The sequence below is a fragment of the Bacillus massilinigeriensis genome (assembly GCF_900117315.1).
GTDB lineage: Bacteria > Bacillota > Bacilli > Bacillales > Cytobacillaceae > Bacillus_BE > Bacillus_BE massilionigeriensis.
This window is the reverse complement of record NZ_LT630337.1, coordinates 1,079,943-1,101,092: the sequence shown is the minus strand read 5'-3', so window position 1 is coordinate 1,101,092 and position 21,150 is coordinate 1,079,943. Positions and strand designations below refer to the sequence as shown.

24 protein-coding genes are annotated in these 21,150 nt (G+C 35.5%); 17 read left to right on the top strand and 7 right to left on the bottom strand.

Features of this window, described 5'->3' with window-relative positions; all coding sequences use genetic code 11:
- On the bottom strand, nt 1-959 hold a 959-nt coding region (locus BQ6100_RS05605), incomplete at its 3' end, for a CBS domain-containing protein (RefSeq protein WP_141770139.1).
- A 227-nt stretch (nt 960-1,186) separates the two neighbouring features.
- Between BQ6100_RS05605 and BQ6100_RS05600 the strand changes: the two genes are divergently transcribed.
- The 3 genes from BQ6100_RS05600 to arsC are packed head-to-tail and all read left to right on the top strand — an operon-like array spanning nt 1,187 to nt 3,043.
- Nucleotides 1,187-1,519 carry an ArsR/SmtB family transcription factor gene (locus BQ6100_RS05600; RefSeq protein WP_075980732.1) on the top strand — a complete coding sequence of 111 codons (333 nt, stop codon included), beginning with the start codon at nt 1,187-1,189 and terminating at the stop codon, nt 1,517-1,519.
- Nucleotides 1,520-1,533: 14 nt separating this feature from the next.
- A complete protein-coding gene (gene arsB / locus BQ6100_RS05595) occupies nt 1,534-2,592 on the top strand; it encodes an ACR3 family arsenite efflux transporter (protein ID WP_075980731.1) in 1,059 nt (352 codons plus the stop codon).
- Between the two features lie 28 nt (nt 2,593-2,620).
- On the top strand, nt 2,621-3,043 hold the full coding sequence (gene arsC / locus BQ6100_RS05590; RefSeq protein WP_075980730.1) for an arsenate reductase (thioredoxin): 423 nt from the start codon (nt 2,621-2,623) through the stop codon (nt 3,041-3,043).
- A 58-nt stretch (nt 3,044-3,101) separates the two neighbouring features.
- On the opposite strand, the gene BQ6100_RS05585 is transcribed toward arsC, so the two are convergent.
- Both BQ6100_RS05585 and BQ6100_RS21815 read right to left on the bottom strand, forming a co-directional pair.
- Complete coding sequence (locus BQ6100_RS05585) at nt 3,102-3,584, bottom strand: ArsI/CadI family heavy metal resistance metalloenzyme (RefSeq protein ID WP_075980729.1); 483 nt, start codon at nt 3,582-3,584, stop codon at nt 3,102-3,104.
- 79 nt (nt 3,585-3,663) lie between these two features.
- A complete protein-coding gene (locus tag BQ6100_RS21815; RefSeq protein ID WP_261798571.1) occupies nt 3,664-3,792 on the bottom strand; it encodes a hypothetical protein in 129 nt (42 codons plus the stop codon).
- 506 nt (nt 3,793-4,298) lie between these two features.
- Between BQ6100_RS21815 and BQ6100_RS05575 the strand changes: the two genes are divergently transcribed.
- The 10 genes from BQ6100_RS05575 (at nt 4,299) to BQ6100_RS05530 (ending at nt 13,058) form a co-directional block, all read left to right on the top strand.
- Nucleotides 4,299-4,574, top strand: coding sequence for a hypothetical protein (locus tag BQ6100_RS05575; RefSeq protein WP_075980727.1), 276 nt, complete (start codon nt 4,299-4,301; stop codon nt 4,572-4,574).
- A 176-nt stretch (nt 4,575-4,750) separates the two neighbouring features.
- On the top strand, nt 4,751-5,644 hold the full coding sequence (locus BQ6100_RS05570) for a LysR family transcriptional regulator (protein WP_075980726.1): 894 nt from the start codon (nt 4,751-4,753) through the stop codon (nt 5,642-5,644).
- Nucleotides 5,645-5,775: 131 nt separating this feature from the next.
- The gene (locus BQ6100_RS05565) at nt 5,776-6,144 is read left to right on the top strand and encodes a CidA/LrgA family protein (protein ID WP_075980725.1); all 369 of its coding nucleotides are present in this window, start codon (nt 5,776-5,778) and stop codon (nt 6,142-6,144) included.
- A 17-nt stretch (nt 6,145-6,161) separates the two neighbouring features.
- Entirely contained in the window at nt 6,162-6,839 is a 678-nt protein-coding gene (locus BQ6100_RS05560; protein ID WP_235816491.1) for an LrgB family protein, read from the top strand.
- Between the two features lie 241 nt (nt 6,840-7,080).
- The gene (locus BQ6100_RS05555) at nt 7,081-7,917 is read left to right on the top strand and encodes a GNAT family N-acetyltransferase (RefSeq protein WP_075980723.1); all 837 of its coding nucleotides are present in this window, start codon (nt 7,081-7,083) and stop codon (nt 7,915-7,917) included.
- A complete protein-coding gene (locus BQ6100_RS05550) occupies nt 7,910-9,088 on the top strand; it encodes a M20 peptidase aminoacylase family protein (protein WP_075980722.1) in 1,179 nt (392 codons plus the stop codon). The genes BQ6100_RS05555 and BQ6100_RS05550 overlap by 8 nt, the downstream gene beginning before the upstream one ends.
- Nucleotides 9,081-9,953, top strand: a complete 873-nt coding sequence (locus BQ6100_RS05545) for a MurR/RpiR family transcriptional regulator (RefSeq protein ID WP_075980721.1) — start codon at nt 9,081-9,083, stop codon at nt 9,951-9,953. The genes BQ6100_RS05550 and BQ6100_RS05545 overlap by 8 nt, the downstream gene beginning before the upstream one ends.
- 84 nt (nt 9,954-10,037) lie before the next feature.
- Complete coding sequence (menC, locus tag BQ6100_RS05540) at nt 10,038-11,123, top strand: o-succinylbenzoate synthase (protein ID WP_075983452.1); 1,086 nt, start codon at nt 10,038-10,040, stop codon at nt 11,121-11,123.
- 271 nt (nt 11,124-11,394) lie between these two features.
- Nucleotides 11,395-12,231, top strand: coding sequence for a CPBP family intramembrane glutamic endopeptidase (locus tag BQ6100_RS05535; RefSeq protein ID WP_075980720.1), 837 nt, complete (start codon nt 11,395-11,397; stop codon nt 12,229-12,231).
- A gap of 50 nt (nt 12,232-12,281) precedes the next feature.
- Nucleotides 12,282-13,058 carry an SDR family NAD(P)-dependent oxidoreductase gene (locus BQ6100_RS05530; protein WP_075980719.1) on the top strand — a complete coding sequence of 259 codons (777 nt, stop codon included), beginning with the start codon at nt 12,282-12,284 and terminating at the stop codon, nt 13,056-13,058.
- 543 nt (nt 13,059-13,601) lie between these two features.
- On the opposite strand, the gene BQ6100_RS05525 is transcribed toward BQ6100_RS05530, so the two are convergent.
- Nucleotides 13,602-14,087, bottom strand: a complete 486-nt coding sequence (locus BQ6100_RS05525; RefSeq protein WP_075980718.1) for a cysteine dioxygenase — start codon at nt 14,085-14,087, stop codon at nt 13,602-13,604.
- Between the two features lie 213 nt (nt 14,088-14,300).
- Here BQ6100_RS05525 and megL point away from each other — a divergent pair, with 213 nt between their 5' ends.
- On the top strand, nt 14,301-15,485 hold the full coding sequence (gene megL / locus BQ6100_RS05520; RefSeq protein WP_075980717.1) for a methionine gamma-lyase: 1,185 nt from the start codon (nt 14,301-14,303) through the stop codon (nt 15,483-15,485).
- A 53-nt stretch (nt 15,486-15,538) separates the two neighbouring features.
- Here megL and BQ6100_RS05515 read toward each other — a convergent pair whose 3' ends face one another.
- Together BQ6100_RS05515 and BQ6100_RS05510 are read right to left on the bottom strand one after the other, a co-directional pair.
- Complete coding sequence (locus BQ6100_RS05515) at nt 15,539-16,213, bottom strand: YetF domain-containing protein (RefSeq protein WP_075980716.1); 675 nt, start codon at nt 16,211-16,213, stop codon at nt 15,539-15,541.
- A gap of 147 nt (nt 16,214-16,360) precedes the next feature.
- Nucleotides 16,361-16,738: a hypothetical protein gene (locus tag BQ6100_RS05510; RefSeq protein ID WP_390622399.1), complete on the bottom strand. Its 378-nt coding sequence runs from the start codon at nt 16,736-16,738 to the stop codon at nt 16,361-16,363.
- A 242-nt stretch (nt 16,739-16,980) separates the two neighbouring features.
- Here BQ6100_RS05510 and BQ6100_RS05505 point away from each other — a divergent pair, with 242 nt between their 5' ends.
- Nucleotides 16,981-17,316 (top strand): hypothetical protein, encoded by a 336-nt coding sequence (locus BQ6100_RS05505; protein WP_235816490.1) that lies wholly within the window; start codon nt 16,981-16,983, stop codon nt 17,314-17,316.
- A gap of 261 nt (nt 17,317-17,577) precedes the next feature.
- A complete protein-coding gene (locus BQ6100_RS05500) occupies nt 17,578-18,141 on the top strand; it encodes an acetate and sugar kinases/Hsc70/actin family protein (protein WP_075980714.1) in 564 nt (187 codons plus the stop codon).
- 478 nt (nt 18,142-18,619) lie between these two features.
- Here BQ6100_RS05500 and BQ6100_RS05490 read toward each other — a convergent pair whose 3' ends face one another.
- On the bottom strand, nt 18,620-18,922 hold the full coding sequence (locus tag BQ6100_RS05490; protein WP_084780243.1) for a hypothetical protein: 303 nt from the start codon (nt 18,920-18,922) through the stop codon (nt 18,620-18,622).
- Between the two features lie 312 nt (nt 18,923-19,234).
- Here BQ6100_RS05490 and BQ6100_RS05485 point away from each other — a divergent pair, with 312 nt between their 5' ends.
- On the top strand, nt 19,235-20,782 hold the full coding sequence (locus BQ6100_RS05485) for an acyl-CoA carboxylase subunit beta (RefSeq protein ID WP_075980712.1): 1,548 nt from the start codon (nt 19,235-19,237) through the stop codon (nt 20,780-20,782).
- Nucleotides 20,783-21,150: the final 368 nt, after the last annotated feature.

Below are 21,150 nucleotides of genomic sequence, written 5' to 3'. Positions count from 1 at the left end.
AATTTAAGACTTCTCTCGTACACTAGCTCCGGTGCAATTAAGGAAAGAGGCTTATGAATTACTTCGCGTTGGTCTTGAATCCCAAAGAGCTCCAAAAATCCACGATTGACCATTGAGATTTTCCCCGTATCCCCAGTAATTATGATTCCGTCGTATGCCTGCTCAAGGGCGCTATCAAGTATTCTTTTTAATCGACTGGTTGTTTCTAATTCATCAGCAATTTTTTCAAATGAAGTTATATCCCTTAGTACAATCATTGCTCCAGAGGCTTCATCGGACTTATTAATGGGGATAAAAGAGGCGATTACTGTCAAATCATTAATAGAAATCCGTTTAGCCTCTTGGTTGATGCCAGTTTTGATTGTTTTAATAACCCATTCTTTTAAAATAGGAAAAACAACATCAACCGAAGTTCCGGTTAGTAGTTCTTCATGGAGTTTGCTTAATTCGATAGCCTTTAAATTGACCGTAGTAATAATATGATTGGAATCAACTAGAATAACGGCATCTTCCAAATGATCAATTAGCGTTCTCATGCGAATCAACAGTTCTTCATTAGCAGTCACGTGAGAGTCAATTAAATCTGATTTGGACATGATGCCATAAACGTCATGATTATGATCTAAAACGACAGCCTGGCTTACATTTGCTTTGACCATAATTTCTTTTGCTTCAAGAAGGGACAGCTTTTTATTAATTGTGACAGCGTTTTCATTTATGAGCGGTTTAATTGAGTCTTCTAAAGAAAAATGCCCTTGCAAGGCGCGGAAAATAGAGTATTTATGTACAATCCCGATTAATTTATTTTCTTGAGTCACACAACCGATATCTGCTCGATTAACTAAAAATGACTTCAGTGTATCACGGATTGTACTATTAGGGGATAAGGTGACCTTCAATTCACTAGTAAAACTACTAACCTTTAAATGATCAATGGGTGTAAAATGAGTATATTTCAACCTTTAACCACCTCTTATTATATTTTTGGAAAAGATGGAATTTTCTGCAATTTTAATTCTAAACTATTATCTCTGAATTTACAACTAATGTTCCTCGGACTGTTTAAAAATGTTTACAATTGTTCAGCGATTAGGAGTACTTAACATTTAATAGATTGAAGACTTCATTTGTTTTCTATATTATATAAGTAAATAGTTATATAACAATATATAGGAGGTTTGTCTGAATGGAATTAAATCGCATAGCCCTTGGCTTAAAGCTATTGGGGGATAAAACCCGTCTGACCATTGTTTCCATTCTGCAACATCGGGATTGCTGCGTATGTGAATTTCAAGAAATATTTGACATGAGCCAGCCCTCCATTAGCCAGCATTTGCGGAAGTTAAAGGACGCAGGGATAGTCAACGAGACTAGAAAAGGACAGTGGGTATACTATTCTTTAAATCAAAAAAGCGACTTGTACGGACTCATCATTGATATTTTGAAACATGTTCCAGATCAGACTGAAAGAATTATACAAATAGAAAAGAGCAATCCGACACTTCGGTGTGGTTGCTAAGGGGGAGCAAGAAAGTGAGTACAGCTACAGAAAAAAAACGACTATCATTTCTAGACCGATACCTAACAATTTGGATATTTTTAGCAATGGCAGTGGGTGTTGGGATTGGATTTGTTTTTCCAAGTATGGCCAACGGATTGAATCGACTACAAATAGGAACGACCTCCATTCCACTTGCGATTGGATTAATATTAATGATGTATCCGCCCCTTGCAAAAGTGCGTTATGAAGAGATTGGAAGAGTGTTTAAAGATGTCAAAGTTTTATCCCTATCACTTTTGCAAAACTGGGTGATTGGACCGATTTTAATGTTTATCCTTGCAATCATTTTTCTTCCAGATAAACCAGAATACATGGTAGGACTCATCATGATTGGCTTGGCACGTTGTATTGCAATGGTAATAGTGTGGAATGATCTCGCGAAAGGGGACACGGAATATGCTGCTGGATTAGTCGCATTTAATGCTATTTTCCAAGTGTTATTCTTCTCCGTATATGCTTATTTATTTGTTACTCTCATTCCGAAGTGGATTGGGATTGAAGGTGCCATAGTAAATATAACAATGGCAGAGGTTGCCAAGTCTGTTTTCATTTATCTAGGAATCCCATTTATAGCTGGTATGTTGACACGATTTATATTAGTAAAAGCTAAAGGTAGACAATGGTATGAAACCGTATTTGTGCCGAAAATAAGCCCAATTACATTAATTGCCCTTATTTTTACAATCATCGTCATGTTCTCTTTAAAGGGAAATATGATGGTAAGCTTGCCATTAGACGTCATCAGAGTGGCGGTTCCATTACTCATATACTTTTTGTTCATGTTCTTTGTTTCTTTTTTCCTTGGAAGAAAAATTGGTGCCAGCTACCCTGTAACTACAACCCTTTCTTTTACGGCAGGAAGTAATAACTTTGAGCTAGCAATCGCTGTTGCAGTTGGTGTATTTGGTATTCACTCTGGAGCAGCCTTTGCAGCAGTTATAGGACCTCTTGTAGAAGTACCTGTCATGATTGCATTAGTGAATGTAGCATTAAAATTTAAACAAAAATATTTTAAAGAGCATACAGCCTGAGACTACTAATAATGAGGTGGAACTAAACATGGAAAAAAAACAGAAAATATATTTTTTGTGCACGGGAAACTCTTGCCGTAGCCAAATGGCAGAAGGATGGGCAAAGAAATACTTGGGTGACAAATGGGAGGTTCGAAGTGCGGGAATAGAAACCCATGGAGTAAACCCCAATGCAGTAAAAGTAATGAAAGAGGTTGGAGTTGACATTTCAAACCACACTTCGGATTTAATCGACCCAGTATATTTAAACAAAGCAGATTTGGTTGTAACATTATGCAGTGATGCCGCAGATAAATGTCCTGTTACGCCGCCAGATGTCAAACGGGTTCATTGGGGATTTGATGACCCTGCAAAAGCAGAAGGAACAGATGACGAAAAATGGGAATTTTTTCAACGAGTGCGAGATGATATAAGAGATCGAATTAAGCATTTTGCTAAAACAGGGGAATAAGAAAATAATAAATCCAGGAGATTTCTATCTCCTGGAATCTATTATTAAACATCTATCTTTAAGAACAGCATTTGTCAGTGTCTTTGTCTTGAATAGTTGTAGAACAACATTCCTTTTTTTCATCTGCTTGTTCGGATCCACAGCAAGTTGTTGTATTTGAAATGTTTTGGTCAACATCAGCCTTCGTAAAGAAGAACTCCCATTCATTTCCACCTGGGTCGTGAATCCAGAATTTATCCTGAAGGGCATAACAACAGGTTGTGTTGATTTCATCATATTGGGAAAGAATACCGTTTTCTTCGAGTCTATTTTTATGAGACATGACCTCTCCTGTACTATCCACTTGAAATCCAAAATGTCCTACTTGATTTCCACTAACTTGATCCCGAAGATTAAGTGTAAAGTTTAAGCCAGGAGAATCAAGCAAGAACTTTACATAATCTGGTTTTACCTTCACTGGTTCAGAACCAAATAGTTTAGTATAAAATTCAATGGATTTTTCAAGATTTGTAACATTAAGTCCAACATGTGCATATTTCATTTAACTTTCCTCCTAACATCAATTTTTTTTGATTTAATAAACAAAAATAATTATGATTAACCTAAACGGATTTTTACTTTTAAAAAATCATCACCTCGTTAACATGGGCAACAACAGCCATTTTGTTGTGGTGAGGTAATAGATTTTGTGCCACTGTTCCATTTTCTGACCAATTTTTGTAGGAGTGATTCTTTATTAAAAGCCTCATATTTCCATGCATTGCGTTCATTCCTCTCAAATTCTTCTTGGCGTATTTTGATCATTTGGTACACTTCATACTCGTTAAAAAACATGAATCATCACCTCCTTATTAATCAGATAATATTGATTAATAAATCAAAAAAAATTGATTTATTCGTTAAAAAATCTCAGGGTGATAACTTGAAGAGGAAACAAAGTTTATTTGTTAATAAATGATTTAATTCTTCATTATTTAGCTTATAGTTACTAAATTTCATTTCATCATTCATCTCTCACCTAAAATTTCTTTCATCAAAAATACTTGATATATCGTATAATATATCCAATATTTTCATGTATCAACTAATTTATCAAAAAAAATTGATTTAATAATTCCCTGGGACTATACATAACCATTTTCATATTTCAAGAAGATGAGATACATTTTTCGGAATTCCGTTAAATTTAAGGATTACATTTCTTATAATATATTTTATACTATAACTATATTTTAAGATTGAAGGTGCAAAAAGGATGAAGTTTCCTAAAAATGTTTTATTAGATTCTATTGCTGAGCGAAAAAACGACCCTGTTTACGGATTAGAGTTTGTTCAAGAACTTGGTAACGATGATGCTGGGTATTCCGAAATGATCGTCGTTATTTTTAAATACAAGGATAAATATTATAGTGTGGAAATTCAACATGTTAATGGCGAAAACAACTACGACCATTGGGAAGATGAAGTAGAATGCCCAGAGGTAGTTAAAAAAGAGGAAATTCATTATTATTGGGAAGAAGTTAAAAATTAATAAAGTACTTTGTTGCTTTTATTAAGAAGATTATGAGATTAGTCCATTCGACTGGTTTCATAATCTTTTTTATTATCTTAAGAATTGAAATTATTTCTTTTTTTATGCCTTCTGTTGCATTGATTTGCTGATTATCTTTAAAGGTTTTATGATTAACCTTATGGAGGTGCGTCATCTTGGAATTGCGTGAATTAAAATATTTTTCGGAAATAGCAAGGTTGAAAAGTATGACAAAAGCAGCAGAGGCCCTGCATGTTTCTCAACCTGCATTGAGCAAAATGATCAAAGGATTGGAAAGTGAACTCGGAATGATCCTCTTGAATCGTTCAAACAAAACGCTTGAGATTACAGATGCGGGTATGGTTGTGAGGGAATATGCACAAAAAGTGAATGCCTTACTTGAGGAAATGTCCCAATCCTTAAATGATATGAGTAATTTAATGCAGGGAACGATACATATTGGGCTGCCTCCTTTTATTGGGAGTCTTTTTTTTCCACAATTATTGGCGGAATTCCATTTAAAGTATGCCAATATTATATTTAATATTAAAGAGTATGGGGCGGCAAAGGTTGTGAAAAGTGTTGAGGAAGGGGAGCTTGAGTTAGGAGTTGCTGTACTTCCTTTAAAAGAGGAACACAAATACAATATTTTCCCGCTTGCAGAAGAAGAAATGAAATTATTAGTTCATAATAAGCATCGTTTATCTGGGAAGGAAAAGGTTCATTTAGCTGAGCTAGAGGATGAGGAGTTTATATTTTATAATGAAGACTTTGCTTTACATGATATTCTCTGGAGGCAATTTTCAAAAATAGGTTATGAGCCTAAGATCTTATTCACAAGCTCGCAATGGGATTTAATGACGGATATGGTCGCTGCCAATTTAGGAGTAACGATCCTGCCAGAATCAATTTGCAATCGTGTGCAGAATCATAAGGTGAAAAAGATTAGTCTTGAACCAGTTACACCGTGGAAACTAGCGGTTATTACGAAAAAGAATAAATATATTTCGCTTGCAAGTCGTGCATTTATTGACTATATTTTTGGCTATTCACAGGTTGATGATGCATAACCAATAGTTATGCAATTTATAAAATATATGTATTTCACTTATAGGAGAAACCCGTTTACCATTAAGTATACAATCATCCACGGAAGAAAAATGGTGGAGGTCATTTACTTATAAAAAGGTAGGCGGTTTTCATGAAAATTATGATAGTCATTTTTCAAATATTGTTTCTTCATCTCTTTTTGTTTGTAGGTATGGGATTGAAATTACTATTGCCAATTCCTCTTCCGGCTTCCATGGTCGGATTAATCATTCTATTGATTGCTCTTTTTACCGGACTAGTAAAAGTTCGGTGGATTGAAAAGGGCGGTAACTGGCTATTAGCGGAACTAATTCTATTTTTTATCCCTTCTGCTGTAGGAATTATTAATTATGAAGAATTATTTGGCTGGTTAGGAATTGAAATGTTGGCTATTATCTTTTTGAGTACAAGTTTTGTCATGATAGCTACTGCATTTACTGCTGAAAAATTTGTTATTAGGAAAAGAAGTGTTGAACAATGAAAATGTTGCTCAGCACGATGATAACTTTTTTAGTCTATCGGATTGTGAAATGGGCCTATCGAAAGTGGAAATTATCATTTTTAAACCCTTTGCTTATTTCACCTATTATTCTGATTATTTTTATTGGAATAATAGATGTTCCTGCTAATGAATTTATCAGTAATTCTAAATGGGTCACTCATATGCTAGGTCCGGCGACAGTAGCATTTGCGATTCCCATTTATAAGAACTTCCATTTAATTAAAAAGTATTCGAGTATTATTTTATTGAGCATTATTACTGGAACACTTACAGCTGTTTTTTCATCCTTTCTTCTTGCTTTAATCGTCCATTTAAAGCCGGATTTGATTTTGAGTGTGATTCCACGATCCATTACGGTACCAATTGCCATTGAGGTTTCAAAGGAAATTGGTGGACTTCCAGTTCTAACAACCGTTTTTGCGATTATGACGGCTATTATCGGGAGTATTATTGGACCATTAGCGTTAAAATGGTTATCTATTAAAACACCTATTGCAAGGGGGCTTGCTTTGGGTGTTGGAGCACACGGAGTAGGAACGGCAAAAGCAAAAGAGTATGGCGAGCAGGAATTTACCTTTTCAACTTTAGGCATGATTCTTGCAGCATTAGTCACAATGATATGGGGCGGCTCATTAATACCTCTTATAGAAAAAATATCAAACCTTAGTTCATAAAAAAGTTCTCTATGCCATAGAGAGCTTTTTTCATTTTCGACTATTGAGGAAGATTGAACATGTCGGATTTAAAGGGATGTTATTGGTAATTATTTGCAAAATTAATATTGTTAAAAAATTCCGATTATTATATAATAAAAAAAGTTTACACTGCTATAATATGTAAAAATAAAAGTATCTACTTCATTTTGTGATTCAGGTTAAATATAATCAAACAGAAACTAAAGGAGGTTGGTGGCAATTGAATGGAGACAATTCTATTACATATAAGGAAATTAGTAGATTAGAAGAAGTTGCAGAGGTTGTTAGTCTGCAATCACATATTTGGAGTCAAGATAGTGTGACTCCACTTGCCCAGTTGGTTGCATCTATTAAAAACGGGGGAGTCATTATTGGGTCTTTTGAGAAAAATCAATTAATAGGATTTTGTTATGGGTTTGCTGGCGTGAAAGAAGGTAATTTCTATCTGGTTTCTCATATGGCTGCTGTCAAATCTGAATATCAGAATTTAGGAGTAGGCTTTCAACTAAAAGTTAAACAAAGAGAATGGGCATTGGCATACGGGTATCAAAAGATGGTTTGGACGTACGATCCTTTAGAGGTTAGAAATGGGTTCTTTAATCTTTGCAAGTTAGGTGCCTACTCAAAACAATATTTGCCATCCTACTATGGGGAAATGAATGACAAGCTTAATAGGGGACTTCCTAGCGATCGCTTATTAATCGAATGGGATTTGTCTTCAAAACGTGTAGAAAGGGCAATTAATGGAGTTAATCGATTGAAAAAGGTCAATTATCAAACATGGCTAAATTGGGAGGAACATGGGGGAGTACCAGTCCCAGTAGAAAGGGATGTAATTTTAAATCAAAAAGGTTTTCTAGTTTCTTCTCCTTTAAATATTCAAGAATTAAAGAAATCGGCCCCCGATGTAGCTAAAGAATGGCGATTTTCTCTTAGAAAGGTTATGACTGAGGCATTATCAAAGGGATACATAGTTACTGGAATTCAAAAAAGACCTGAATCCTTTGTCCATTATTATATTTTAGAACAAAAAACAATGGGGGATATGAATGATTAAGAAAATAAATCAATGGGTATCAGAGAATGAGAAAGCAATCAAGGCTACCTATAATTATCTCCATTCATATGCAGAAGTAAGCTGGGAGGAATATGAAACAACCAAATACATTGCTACCCGCCTAAATGAAATAGGAATCCCTTATGAGACCTTCGATGATATTCCTGGTGTGGTGGGTTATTGGGGAGATTCCAATAAAGGCCCATCTGTAGGCATTAGGGCTGACATGGATGCCTTATACCAGCTAGTCGGAGGAGAATGGATTCCCAATCACTCCTGTGGACATGATGGACACATGACCATGGTTCTTCATGCAATCACTTGTTTAAAGGATTTAGGATTTACTCCAAAAGGATTGATAAAAATCATTTTTCAGCCTGCAGAAGAAACTGGAAAGGGAGCAAAAGCGTTAATTGAAAAAGGGATACTTAATGATCTTGATTACCTTTTAGGTATACATGTACGACCTATACAGGAAATGGAATTTGGGCAGGCTTCTCCGGCCATTTATCATGGTGCAACAACTTTACTAAAGGGGGAGGTAAAAGGGGTTCAGGCACATGGGTCCAGACCAAACCTTGGTGTAAATGTGGTTGACTCTATTGGGGCAATAATCCAAGCCGTAAATTCAATTAAAATTGACCCGACCATATCTGCCTCTGCCAAGGTGACCATGGTTCATGCTGGAGGGGATCATTTAAATATCATACCGGATTATGGTCAGTTTGGGATTGATGTAAGGGCGAGTACCAATGAAGTGATGGATAAATTGTTAGATCAGGTCAAGTATGCTGTCAATACAGCAGGAACTATTAATTATGCAAAGGTAAATATTGAAACCTCTGCATCTATTGTTGCTGCTGAGGCTAGTCCAAAATTTGAGGAAATTGTTAAGGAAGCGATTGGAGAGGTACTTGGAGAGGAGGGGCTTGTTTCACCACCAGTTACTCCGGGTGGAGAAGACTTTCATTTTTATAAAGTAGCATACCCCCATTTGCAAGCAACAATGGTTGGTCTTGGGACAGGATTAGCCCCTGGACTTCACCACCCACACATGCAATTTAACCTGGATTCTCTCCTTAACGGGGTTAAAATTCTGAGCCTTGTTCTTTCAAAGATTACTTCAGATGAAGGGGATGGAACTAAAGAGAGGATTTCTCAAAATGGATAAATATAAGGAGAAAATACGAAAACAGTACAGCCAATTAACGACAAGACAACAAAAGATTGCAGAATATATGATCAATTTCCCTAAAGAGGTTGCCTTTCAGACAGCAAAGCAAATTGGCAGGTCATGTAAAACCAGTGAGACCACTGTCATTAGATTATGCTATATTCTTGGATATTCTGGTTTTAGTGAGCTGCAAAAGGAAATTCAAATGAGTTTGTTAGAGGATACTTCTGAAGTTGGAAATCCGATTGAAAACTATCGAAAGGGTTCTCAGTCGTTAAAGGGAAAAAATTTGATCCAACATATGATTGAACAAGATAATACCTATGTAAGGGCAACGCTAGAGGCTGTTGATTTAGAACAATATCATTTGGCTATTGAAAAATTAATCCAAGGTGAAAAACGGATGGTTGTTGGGTTTCGTTCATCCTATGGACCTGCGAATTGGCTAACCTTCACTTTAAACATCGTAGTAGGAAATACCACTCTATATCGGGGTGAGATTGAGGATGCTAACGATTTATTGTTGCAAATTGATGAGAGCACCGTAGTAATCGCCATCTCATTTCCAAGGTATATACAAGAGACATTTTCATTTGTAAGGACAGCAAAGAAAAAAGGAGCATTTATTATCGCCATTACCGATGACCATTTATCACCAATTAGCCAATATGCGGATTTATTATTTCGGGTTATTGCGCCAGCACCAATTCCTTTAAAAGGAATTGCTCCTACACTAGCACTTCTAAATCTTTTTGTCACGGGAATAGCAGCATCAGAGGATTTGAAGATCCAAAATCATATGGCTGAGTATGATCAAACAACTGAAGAATATTATCCATTTACAGATGGAAATAATCTCTGAAAAGATTGAGAGATTAATGAAGGAGGAATAATTTTGGATAGCCAATTTATTTCGATAAGGAATGTGATCCTTCATCGGTTAGTGATGAGGTTAAATGATCCGTTTACTACAAGCTTTGGAACATTCCAGGATAAGGAGTTTTTTGTCATTGAAGTTGAAGATGATTCTGGATTTACTGGGTTTGGAGAGACGGTTGCTTTTTCAAGCCCTTGGTATAGCGAAGAAACGGTAGAAACCAACCAACATATGATGGAAAGATTTCTAATTCCGTTACTACTAGATACACCGTTTCAACATCCTGATGAAATCTCCAAGCGATTTGAACCAATTAGAAGAAACCATATGGCTAAATCAGCCATAGAGGGTGCAGTTTGGGATTTATATGCTAAGAGAATGAACCTCCCTCTTTCGAAAGCTCTTCGTGGGACAAAAGAACAAATTGATGTAGGAATCAGCATTGGTATCCAGCCAACAGTCAAAGAGCTCTTGCATGTTGTTGAGCGTTATGTAACAGAAGGATATAAGCGAATAAAATTAAAAATAAAGCCAGGCTATGACTATTCAATGGTGAAAGAGGTTAGAAGAATTTTTCCTGAAGTACCTTTGATGGCTGATGCTAATTCCGCGTACACCCTAAATGATATTAAATTACTTAAAAGATTAGATGATCTAAATTTAATGATGATTGAACAGCCACTTGCCCATGATGATATTGTGGATCATGCAAAATTACAATCTCAATTAACTACTCCGATTTGTTTAGATGAAAGTATTCATTCATTAGAAGACGCAAGGAAAGCCGTTGAACTGGGAAGTTGTAAAATAATAAACATCAAGATAGGCAGAGTTGGAGGCCTTAGTGAATCAAAGAAAATACATGATTACTGTGCTAGTCAAGGGATTTCCCTTTGGTGTGGAGGAATGCTCGAAGCTGGAATTGGCAGGGCGCATAATATTGCCATTGCAACCCTTTCGAACTTTGATTTACCTGGAGATACAGCTGCCTCCTCAAGATATTGGGTTCAAGATATTATTGAGCCTGAAGTAACTGTAAAAAATGGTGTGATTCAGATCCCTAAGAAACCTGGTATTGGATATGAGGTTAATCGCAGGGCATTAGAATCATTCCGGATTGATAAGCAAGTGTTTACATCGTCAAAAGTAGTGTAAAACTGGTGTCTGAAGCCCACAGCAATAACTGAGGGAGTCAGGCATCAGTTTTTTTATAGGAATTCGATCAGAATTCTCCTATAGAACGTTTGGTCGAATAGTCTATATAGCTTTCAAAACATTTTTTTCATTTAACTATTGATAACTTTTTACTTAAAAAATGACTAAAAGTCATAAACAATGCAGAAACTTATGACTTTTCGACACTATGAGTATCTTGAACAAAACATTAAAGTAAGGAAGTGAAGTTAACCAAGGAAGGGTGTAATAAATGAAAAAGAACTATATTCGTTCATTAGCAATAATTTTAATCAATTCGTTGACCATCATTTTACTTATGATTTTTTTAGGAAGGAAAATGGAATCAGCTACTCTGATGGAATGGGGGATTCTTGCCTCTCTCGGAGCTATACTTCAAACTGTTTCAATCTTACTCTTTTATAAATTTGTTGATAAAAAGCCACTTGATACATTGGATTTAAAAATGAACAAAAGGGATCTATTATTTTCCGTCTTTTCGATTACTTTAACGATTTGTCTATTTTTTATATACCTAGTGGCGGCCTCAAAGCTGGATCATTTTTCCATAGAATGGAAAACTGAACATTTTTCAAGAATCTCCTTTTATCTGATGTTGTTAGTAGTAGGGTTTGGTTGGTTCAATGCAGCGTTTACAGAAGAGTTATTGTATAGATGGTATCTAGTATCAAACTTAAAGCATTTAAGTACTATGAAACTATATCTTGCTACAGGTCTATTTTTTATGCTATCGCACCTTTTTAAAGGGGACTTTAACCCATTTTATCTATTGTTTTTATTAGTAACTAGCTGTTCTTTATTATATGTCTACTTAAGAACTGGGGGGAAGTTACTTCCAGTTACATTTGCCCATATGATCCAAAATCTTACCATCAATCATTTGGTAGGAAGCAGCGATCTTGCCATTCTTCATTTTGAAACAGAACCAAGCCAAGTTCACCTGCTGGCTTTGACTATTCTATACAATCTTTTAATCATAACTTTAGCGACGGTAATGTATAGGAAGTCTGAAGGAATGCAGCAAAATACAAATATTCATGTCCATGGCAATTCAAAAATCATTATCTGAAAGATTTTCTATTAAAGATATGAAGAATATTTAAGGGAGGGAGTTTCCAGTTGGAATTCAATAATAAAGTTGCCTTGATTACTGGTGGTACATCTGGGATAGGGTTATCTGTTGCTGCTAGTTTAGCTCAAAAGGGTGCAAAGGTAGTCGTCGTAGGAAGAAACTCTTCTAAGGGAGAGGAGGCAATTCAGGAATTAAAACAAATACACTCTGATGTTGTCTTTCTATCAAAGGATGTAAGTCAATCTAGTGAAATAAAGCAGATGGTCGATGAAACGCTATCTATTTTCGGGACATTAGATTTTGCTTTTAATAATGCCTGTCATGCAGAGATGACGCCTGCACGAACTCATGAATTTTCCGAGGAAGATTTTGACCGAATGATGGGTATAACAATTAAGAGTGTATGGCTATGTATGAAATATGAACTTCAAGCCATGCTTAAGGGTGGTGGGGGGTCAATTGTCAATACATCCTCACTAGATGCGTTTGTATGTCACCCAGGAATCACGGCCTATACAGTTGGAAAGAGCGGAATTATCACCTTATCGAAGTGTGTTGCGAGAGAGTACGGGAAACAAGGTATTAGAGTCAATACTCTAACACCTGGTGCAATAAGAACGCCTATGATTGAAAGGAAATTTGAAGGTTTGTCAAAAGAAGAAGGAAATATGCTTGAGGAAAAATATCAAAACATAAATGCTTTAGGAAGAATGGGGACTCCGGAAGAAGCAGCAAACGTAGTGACATGGTTAATGTCAGAGAAGTCATCCTATATTACTGGTCAAAACATTATTCTAGATGGTGGAGTAAGCTATATTTCATGAAAAAAGCGTTCATATAAAGTACGCATTTTGATATTTCAAGTCTACAGTCAATAATAGAGTAGATTGATATTTATCCAAAAGGTAATACTAAAAATACGGAAGTGGAGCCAACTCTCGTTTTGTGGTAACGGACACAGGATCCACTAAATCGATAAAAATCGCTTAAAATTGGTAACTAACGGACAGAGGATCCACTATTGACTGGAAATTACAAGGAAATTACTTTAAATTGAAAAAATAGCGGAACCAGAGTCCGTAAAACCCATAAATCCATAAGTAAAAACCTAAATAACGGAACCAGTGTCCATAAGGCAATTCAAAAAAATCACATACAGTTCTAGAAAGTCTGTCAATTTTATATTTGAATGACGTGAATCCACCAACAACCCCATTTTTCATACGAAATATATTATCCATTTATCTTATAATAATGAACTGCAACCTCAATTGTTAACGTATTATCTACCAAACGATTAGAAGTAGTAGTTCAAAGTAGATGAAGCCTAAAAGGAAAAAAACAGAAATCTATTACTCATACATTACTCAAATCCTATTTTGAACACTTTCTTCTTCCTCGTAAACTGTCATATCCTTCAATGGTGGAGAGTAGACATGTAGAGAAATCATACGTTCATTTGAAGGATTGGTCATTTTATGAATCATTCCCTTGGTAGAGTATAGACACTCGCCTTGGTTAATACAAAAAGAAGAAAATTGTTCTGAACGGTCACCGTTTAGTCTGTATATTGAGTTCACGATGGTTCCTTCTATTACCATGGCACAGCCAATAGATTTTCCATGATCGTGGATAGCGGTTCCTTTATGTGGGGGGATGTTAATGACAATCACTTCTAATTCATTGTTTCGATAAATCACATTTCTTCCATATTGGTACTGTTTAGGTTCCTTGATAAACGGGACAATCGAATTTGCTACGTTTGGAACTTGCTTTAAATGATAGGCTAATTCTTTCAAACTGGGTTCCTTTAATTCTCCAAAAAGGTGTTTGATATTTTCATAAAGCTCCATTGCTCATTCCTCCTAGACATTGTAAAAGTTGACTAAATTAGTCGAGAATCACCGACTTATTTGCAGGATATTTATCTACAGTAAAATGAGTGTGGGCATACACCTAATTCATAAAAGAAAATGGAGAATCACCTTTATGGATAAATTACTAAATTAATATTTCAAACATATTATATAGAGAAAAAATGTAAGCGTTTACCCAGGAGGATAGAAATGGATAAAAATAATTATCAATTTGAGACAAAAGTTATACATGCTGGATATGAAACAGAAAAAAATCAGGGAAGCTTAACTCCACCCCTATTTCAAACGTCTACCTTTACATTTAATACGGCAGAACAGGGTGAAAGAAGATTTTCAGGAGAGGAAAAGGGTTATATTTATTCGAGGCTGGGTAATCCAACTGTTAAGATTCTTGAAGACAGGATAGCTACATTAGAAAGAGGAGAAGCGGCATTAGCCTTTTCTTCTGGTATGGCAGCAGTTTCTGCTGTTCTTGTGGCCTTAACTAGGACAGGTGACCATATACTTTGCTCCAAAGGAGTTTACGGCTGTACCTTTGGATTACTTCATCTTTTAAAAGAAAAATATGAAATAGATCATGATTTCTCAAATATGAATTCTGTTGAAGAGATAGAACGAGCAATACGACCGAATACGAAATGCATCTATATCGAAACCCCAATAAATCCAACAATGAAGCTAGTAGACCTCAAAATGGTTGCGAGCCTTGCAAATAAAAAAGGGATACCAGTTGTGGTTGATAATACCTTTTGTTCGCCCTATTTACAAACACCTCTTGCCCATGGCTGTGACGTTGTGCTCCATAGTGCAACAAAATATATATGCGGACATGGAGATGTCATTGCAGGATTAGTAGTTGGAAAAAGAAACTTCATAGATAACATCTCTCGTACAACCCAAAAAGATATTGGGGGAATTATTTCCCCATTTGATGCCTGGCTACTATTAAGAGGTTTAAAGACCCTTCCAGTTCGTATGGACCGACATTGTGAAAATACGGAAATTTTGTTTGAATTTTTAAAAAGCCACCCGAAAATTGAATCTATTTATTATCCTGGTGACAAAAATCATTTAGATTATTCAATTATGAAGAGCCAAATGACCAAACCAGGAGGAATGTTATCCTTCTCAATAAAAGGAACGAAGGAGACGGCGCAATTATTCATGAATCAATTAGAGCTAATAAAAATTGCCGTAAGTCTAGGGGATACTGAAACACTCCTTCAACATCCCGCTACGATGACACATGCAGTCGTTCCAAGGTCTGAAAGAGAAAAAATGGGGATTGAGGACACATTATTGCGCCTGTCTGTTGGTCTGGAAGCATGGGAGGATATAAAGAGTGATCTTAAACAGGCACTTGATAAGATTTAAGAAATTGATTATTACTAGAAAGTCAACTAAGCTACTCAATTAATGAGTAGCTTTCAATATTCTTGAAAATAGATCCCTTTTTCAGCATCCCATTCCGCATAACAGACATCCTTTGGTTGTTTAATCCCATGTGCATTCAATTCTTTATGAAGCCATTCCTCCGTTAAACCCTCTTTCTTTAAATTTGATGCTAAAATTTTACCATCACTGATGATAGTAATTGGGATATTATGTTCCTCGCATTGAATATTTAAATCCTGACAAGTAGGAAAATCTGCTTCTGGCTTTCTCATAGCACTAATACTTCCATTATTTTCAAAAAAGGCGTACTCAACATCTTGTAGAGAGAAGATATCTTTTGAACGTAACAATTGCTTCAGCTGATCGATATCTAAACGATTTCTTTTCATTTCCTTCCAATCAATTTTTCCTTTGTTAATAATCAAAGAAGCTCTTCCTTCAAAAAGGTGTCGTAAGGGTCTAGATTTTTGTGTAGCCAACTCTGTAAAAAATATGAGTGCACCCCAAATCACGATGGCAAAAAGGATTTTAATAAGACCTACCCTATGATCAAACACGGCATTTCCCACCAAATCACCTAAAACAAGGGCAGAGATAAAATCAAAAGGAGTAATTTGATTAATTTGAGTCTTTCCTAAAATTTTTACAGTCAGAAAAAGTGCAAAATAGCCAATGACAAGTTCTGTAAGGATATGAAAATAGCTCATTTTTTTCCTTCTTCATCTCCCTTTTCTCTTGTTTTGAAGGATTAATACATACGAATTCGAATATAAATGAATGGAGTGCTTTTTATTTCTAATCCTTTTTTGTCATACGTAATATTGATAAAATAGGATCATTTCTTTTTGGTAATATCATTGGTTATATTCTGCATTGTAGGAATTTTCCCCGGCATGAACAGATAAAAGGGTGTTGGCGTACCCAACGAGACGATTGACAATTTCATCAGAAATAGCATAAACAAGTTGATACTGCTCTAAATGATGTAGGGAGGGGTCATCGAAAATAATAGTAGTATTAATAAAAATTTCCTTTGTATCCAAAAGATTATAATGTATTATTGCCTTTCCTGCGGCACCACCAGTTAGAGGATCCTTAAAGCTTGGGAGAAAAATATACCATTCTTCTGCAGAAGGGGAGCGGAAATTTTTTGTAAAGGTTAACCCATCAAGTTCATATTCAATTAGTTTTATCTGTTCCTCACTTAATACATCCATAATATTCTCATTCAAAACAAAAACCTTCTTCCGTCCAGCAACTATAGTTATTAAGTAAAAATAGCTATTGTCTTAACATGATTATTGTCCGCTTCTCTTCTGTTCTTAATCATTTTTAGATGATGGAAAAACTCACCAAAAATATTCTCTCCTTTAAGTTAAAGACATATAATTAGTAAAAGGAATGAAAATAATCTAACACTATGTCAAAACATGATAATGGGAAATATATCCTTTAATAAATGAATACCATAAATTTGGAACTTACTAACGGGCAGTATTGTAAATATCAGGATTTTGAAAGGATAAATAAAATGGCGATTGTTGTAGGGTATGGAATTGCATTTATTGGTGCGTTTGTAGCTAATATGCTCAGCGTAGGCAAGTCGAAAAAAAGAAAATATAAGGTATGGGGCATTGCTCTTATGGTACCAATTTCACCAGCCTTATCATTTGCGTTAGGGTTAACGTATGCAATTATTGAGAAAAATGGATGGGCTGCATTGAGCATGATATATATTTTTCCTATCATCTTCATCATTGGACTCGTTATGTTATTGGTTGGTATTTTCAAGAAAGAAGAAACAAAATGAAACCTATAGAGGAGCTATTCTTCCAATGAGGAGGATGGCTCTTTTTTTGAGTTAAACCGAAGTTTAGACTAATTCGCCAAGTTATAATTTGCTGATTATTCATTAGAGCCAAGCTCATTTTGTTACTAATATGGACAAACTCTGATTAGAAAAAAATATCAAGCACAAATGGAATAGTTGAATTGCTTCATGAGTTTTTCAGACAGTTTTCATTTTAAAGGATTATTCTAGTAATATAAATTGTTCAAAAGGAGATTGCTTATGAAATATTGGAAACTATTATCTATCCTAATGTTGTTTGCAATTACAATTAATCTAATTACTACAGAGAGCAACCTTGTTTCTGCGGAGGGGGATTATGAAGAAGAGTACGAAGATCATGACAGGCACGGGCATGATGATGAAGGGAAGGATGGGAATTTTGAAGATATAGGTGAATTGGCTGGCTGGATAACTATTATTACAATGGGTACGGCAGGTTTAATATTCCCTATTAGAAAGTCAACGAAATCAGTCATTACTAGTTTTCCAGGGGCAAAAAAAACCTATATCTCTATTTCAAAGTTTTTAAGCAAATATCATATATATTTTGGAATAGTAGCAATGGCTTTAAGTATATTTCATGGAGTTGTCATGTACCTTAACGAAGGAGAATTAGAAAGTGAGGGGATCGTTGGATTAGGTGCAGTGGTACTAATGTTGATTGCTAGCATCCTTGGATTAATATTATACAAGAACAAAAAAGTGAAAAGTCTTCGTACCACACATTCGACATTGTTAGGTTTTGCAATTCTCATTGGATTATTTCACATATTTATATCCTAAAGATAAGGAATCTTCATCTACTAGGAAAGGTCTTAATTATTTAATAGAGAAATGTCAGTTGGACGTTGCTCCATTTATTAGAATTACTTTTGATAAGTAGTTTCAATTTTGGTAATTTCGATTAGATTTTGTTTGGTTATGTATTTTAGGGGATTTATGAAAGCCGCTTTGCATGGGATTCTGAATGGTTTTGTCCTTCATGAGCCGGATGAAGGACAAACCGCGTAGATTCCTGAATGATTCTGCCCTTCATGAGCCCAAAGAAGGATAAATCGTCTGGGTTTTTTAATGAAAATATTTTGCCCCAATATACAAGTGATCGGGGGGGAGATAGTTTAACAATTACTAGGTTAGAAAAATGCATGACAGTATTCATTTCTCTATCCCCCGTTTTTATGTTGGATTGTAAAATAACCAAACCTAAAAAAATGCCAGTCAATTATGAAATAGAAACCAACTAGGATTGAAAATTATGAGGTTAGCGATTATTGAAATAGACATTTAAAGCGTCAACAATATCATTATTTTGGCCATCTGATTGAATGACATAGTGGTCACCTTCTAAATTTGAAGTAAAGTTTTGTATTCCTTGATGGTTTAAGAAGTCATCAATGTCAGAGAGCCTTTCTCCCTGATTTTTTAAGGCCTTTTTTCCAACATAGCTTCCATTAACATAAATCTCATACTCATCCTGATTAAGTTTTACAACCGATTCGTTTTTTAGATTGTCAGTAATAAATGTATTTGTTCCACTTCCTGTTGGAAGATTTTGATTAATCAAGTTTATACCCCCAATTCTATTTATGGCAATATTTTTCCCTGAGATAATCAAATTATGAGTCTTCAAACAAATAGTGGGCTATCAGCAAACAAATCATGAACAATGGATAGAATGGCATTTTTCATGACGGTATCCTCATTTTTCAGGGAAGGATTTAGTTGCTTGCTATTTCAAATAAAGCTATAATAGTGGTAATATTTTTTGAATAGTGTGAAAATAGTTTTCGCAGAGGGTTTAAACCTCTTTTTTTAAAAAAACAAATACTAACCAGTCAGTATGTAACGAATATATTCATGAAAGTGAGGAGAATAAATGGATATTTTAAAAGGACTAACAGATGATTTAATAGAAAGAAAAGAGGCAGCATTATTAGGCGGTGGTGCAAGCAAAATTGAAGCCCAGCATCAAAGAGGTCTTTTAACAGCAAGGGAACGAATTTCTAAATTAGTCGATCCTGGATCATTTCGTGAATTGGGGATGTTAAATACATCGGATGATTCTGGTAATAAAAAGGAAAGTTACGGAGATGGTCTTATCGGTGGGATTGGCAAGGTAAGTGGTAGACCAGCAGTCATTCAAGCTGGAGATAAAACTGTTTTTGCCGGGACAGAGGGAAATGTTCACATTCGAAAATCTAGGATGCTTCATGAATTTGCTATAAAAAATGGTCTCCCTATGTTTTTCCTAAATGAGGGTGGAGGTCTAAGAATGCCCGATGGAATGGGTTCTGACGGAATTAGTGATAAGTTATTTCCAAGAGAGATGCTAACCAACCATCGTCAAGTTCCCACAATGTCTGCCATTTTAGGAGATAGTTATGGGGGTCCAACATGGACAGCAGTATCTTCAGATTTTGTTACACAGCTACAAGGTACTTGTATGGCAATCGCCGGTCCAAGAATGCTTGAGCTTGCCAATGGTCAAAAGATGACTCCAGAGGAGCTTGGGGGAGTGGACATACATAATAAATTTACTGGTCAGATCGATCATGATGGTTTAACTGAAGAGGAATGTATTGAAGCGACAAAAGCATACTTTGAATATATGCCACAAAATGCGTTGACAAGACCATCTATGGGGCTATCAAAGGATGATCCTTATCGAAATGTGGATGAGGTTCTTTCGATTTTACCTCAACAAAGCAATCGTGTGTATGATATGAAAAAAATAATTGAAACGCTCGTTGATGATGGCCGATATTTTGATTACCAAGCGAAATTTGGTCGGGCAATAATCACAGTATTTGCCCATATTAATGGACATGTGGTTGGAATTGTAGCAAATCAGCCAAATCAATTTGCAGGAGCACCTGGTCCTCATGAATGTCAAAAGGCAACTGAATTTATTTGTTTATGTGATTCCTACCACATTCCATTGATTTTTTTACATGATACACCTGGGTTTCGTATTAGCAGTGAAGCAGAAAAAGCTCAGATGCCAACCAAAATTATGGTATGGAATCAGGCATTAGCTTTAACGACAGTACCAAAAATATCGGTCGTTATTAGGAAAAGTATCGGGGCAGCCTACGGAAATATGTGTGGACCAGGAATGGGAGGAGATTTAATTGTTGCTTGGCCAACTGCCGAAATAAACTTTACTGGTCCAGAAGTAGGAATTAATGTTGTTTTCGCCCGCGAAATTTCTCAAGCCGAAGATCCAAAGGAAATGAGGAAGCAATTGCTAAACCATTGGTCATTTGATAGCTCACCCTATAAAGCGGCTGCGAAACATCTCATAGATGATGTCATTCATCCAGGAGAAACCCGTAAATTTTTAAGTCAATCCCTGGAGTTTTTATTAACGAGCAAAAGGGAACTGAGTGAGCGAAATCTTGCGACCTGGCCGACGGGGTTCTAAGGAAGAAAGTAATGCTGAATTAAACTCAAAGCTAATGAACATTTTTTTGGGACTATTAAATTCGGCTGTTAATTCATAAATGATCCCTTTTTAGAGAGTTATTGGACACTTATTCCGTAAATATACGTGAACTAAATGGTATATTTTTGATTAATAGTATATTTTGGAGCTTGAGTCTGATAACTCTATTTTTTGGTCTCCCATTTTGGTAAAAAAGGGCCATTGTCAGAAGGGATTTTTAGAAAATGTAGGCAATCCTCTATGAGACAAAAAATTTTTTGAATAGAAAATATTTGAAGGGTTTAAAATATTTGATTATTTTTGACTATATTAACAATTATTATAGTGATAAAGCGCTATGAAATGTT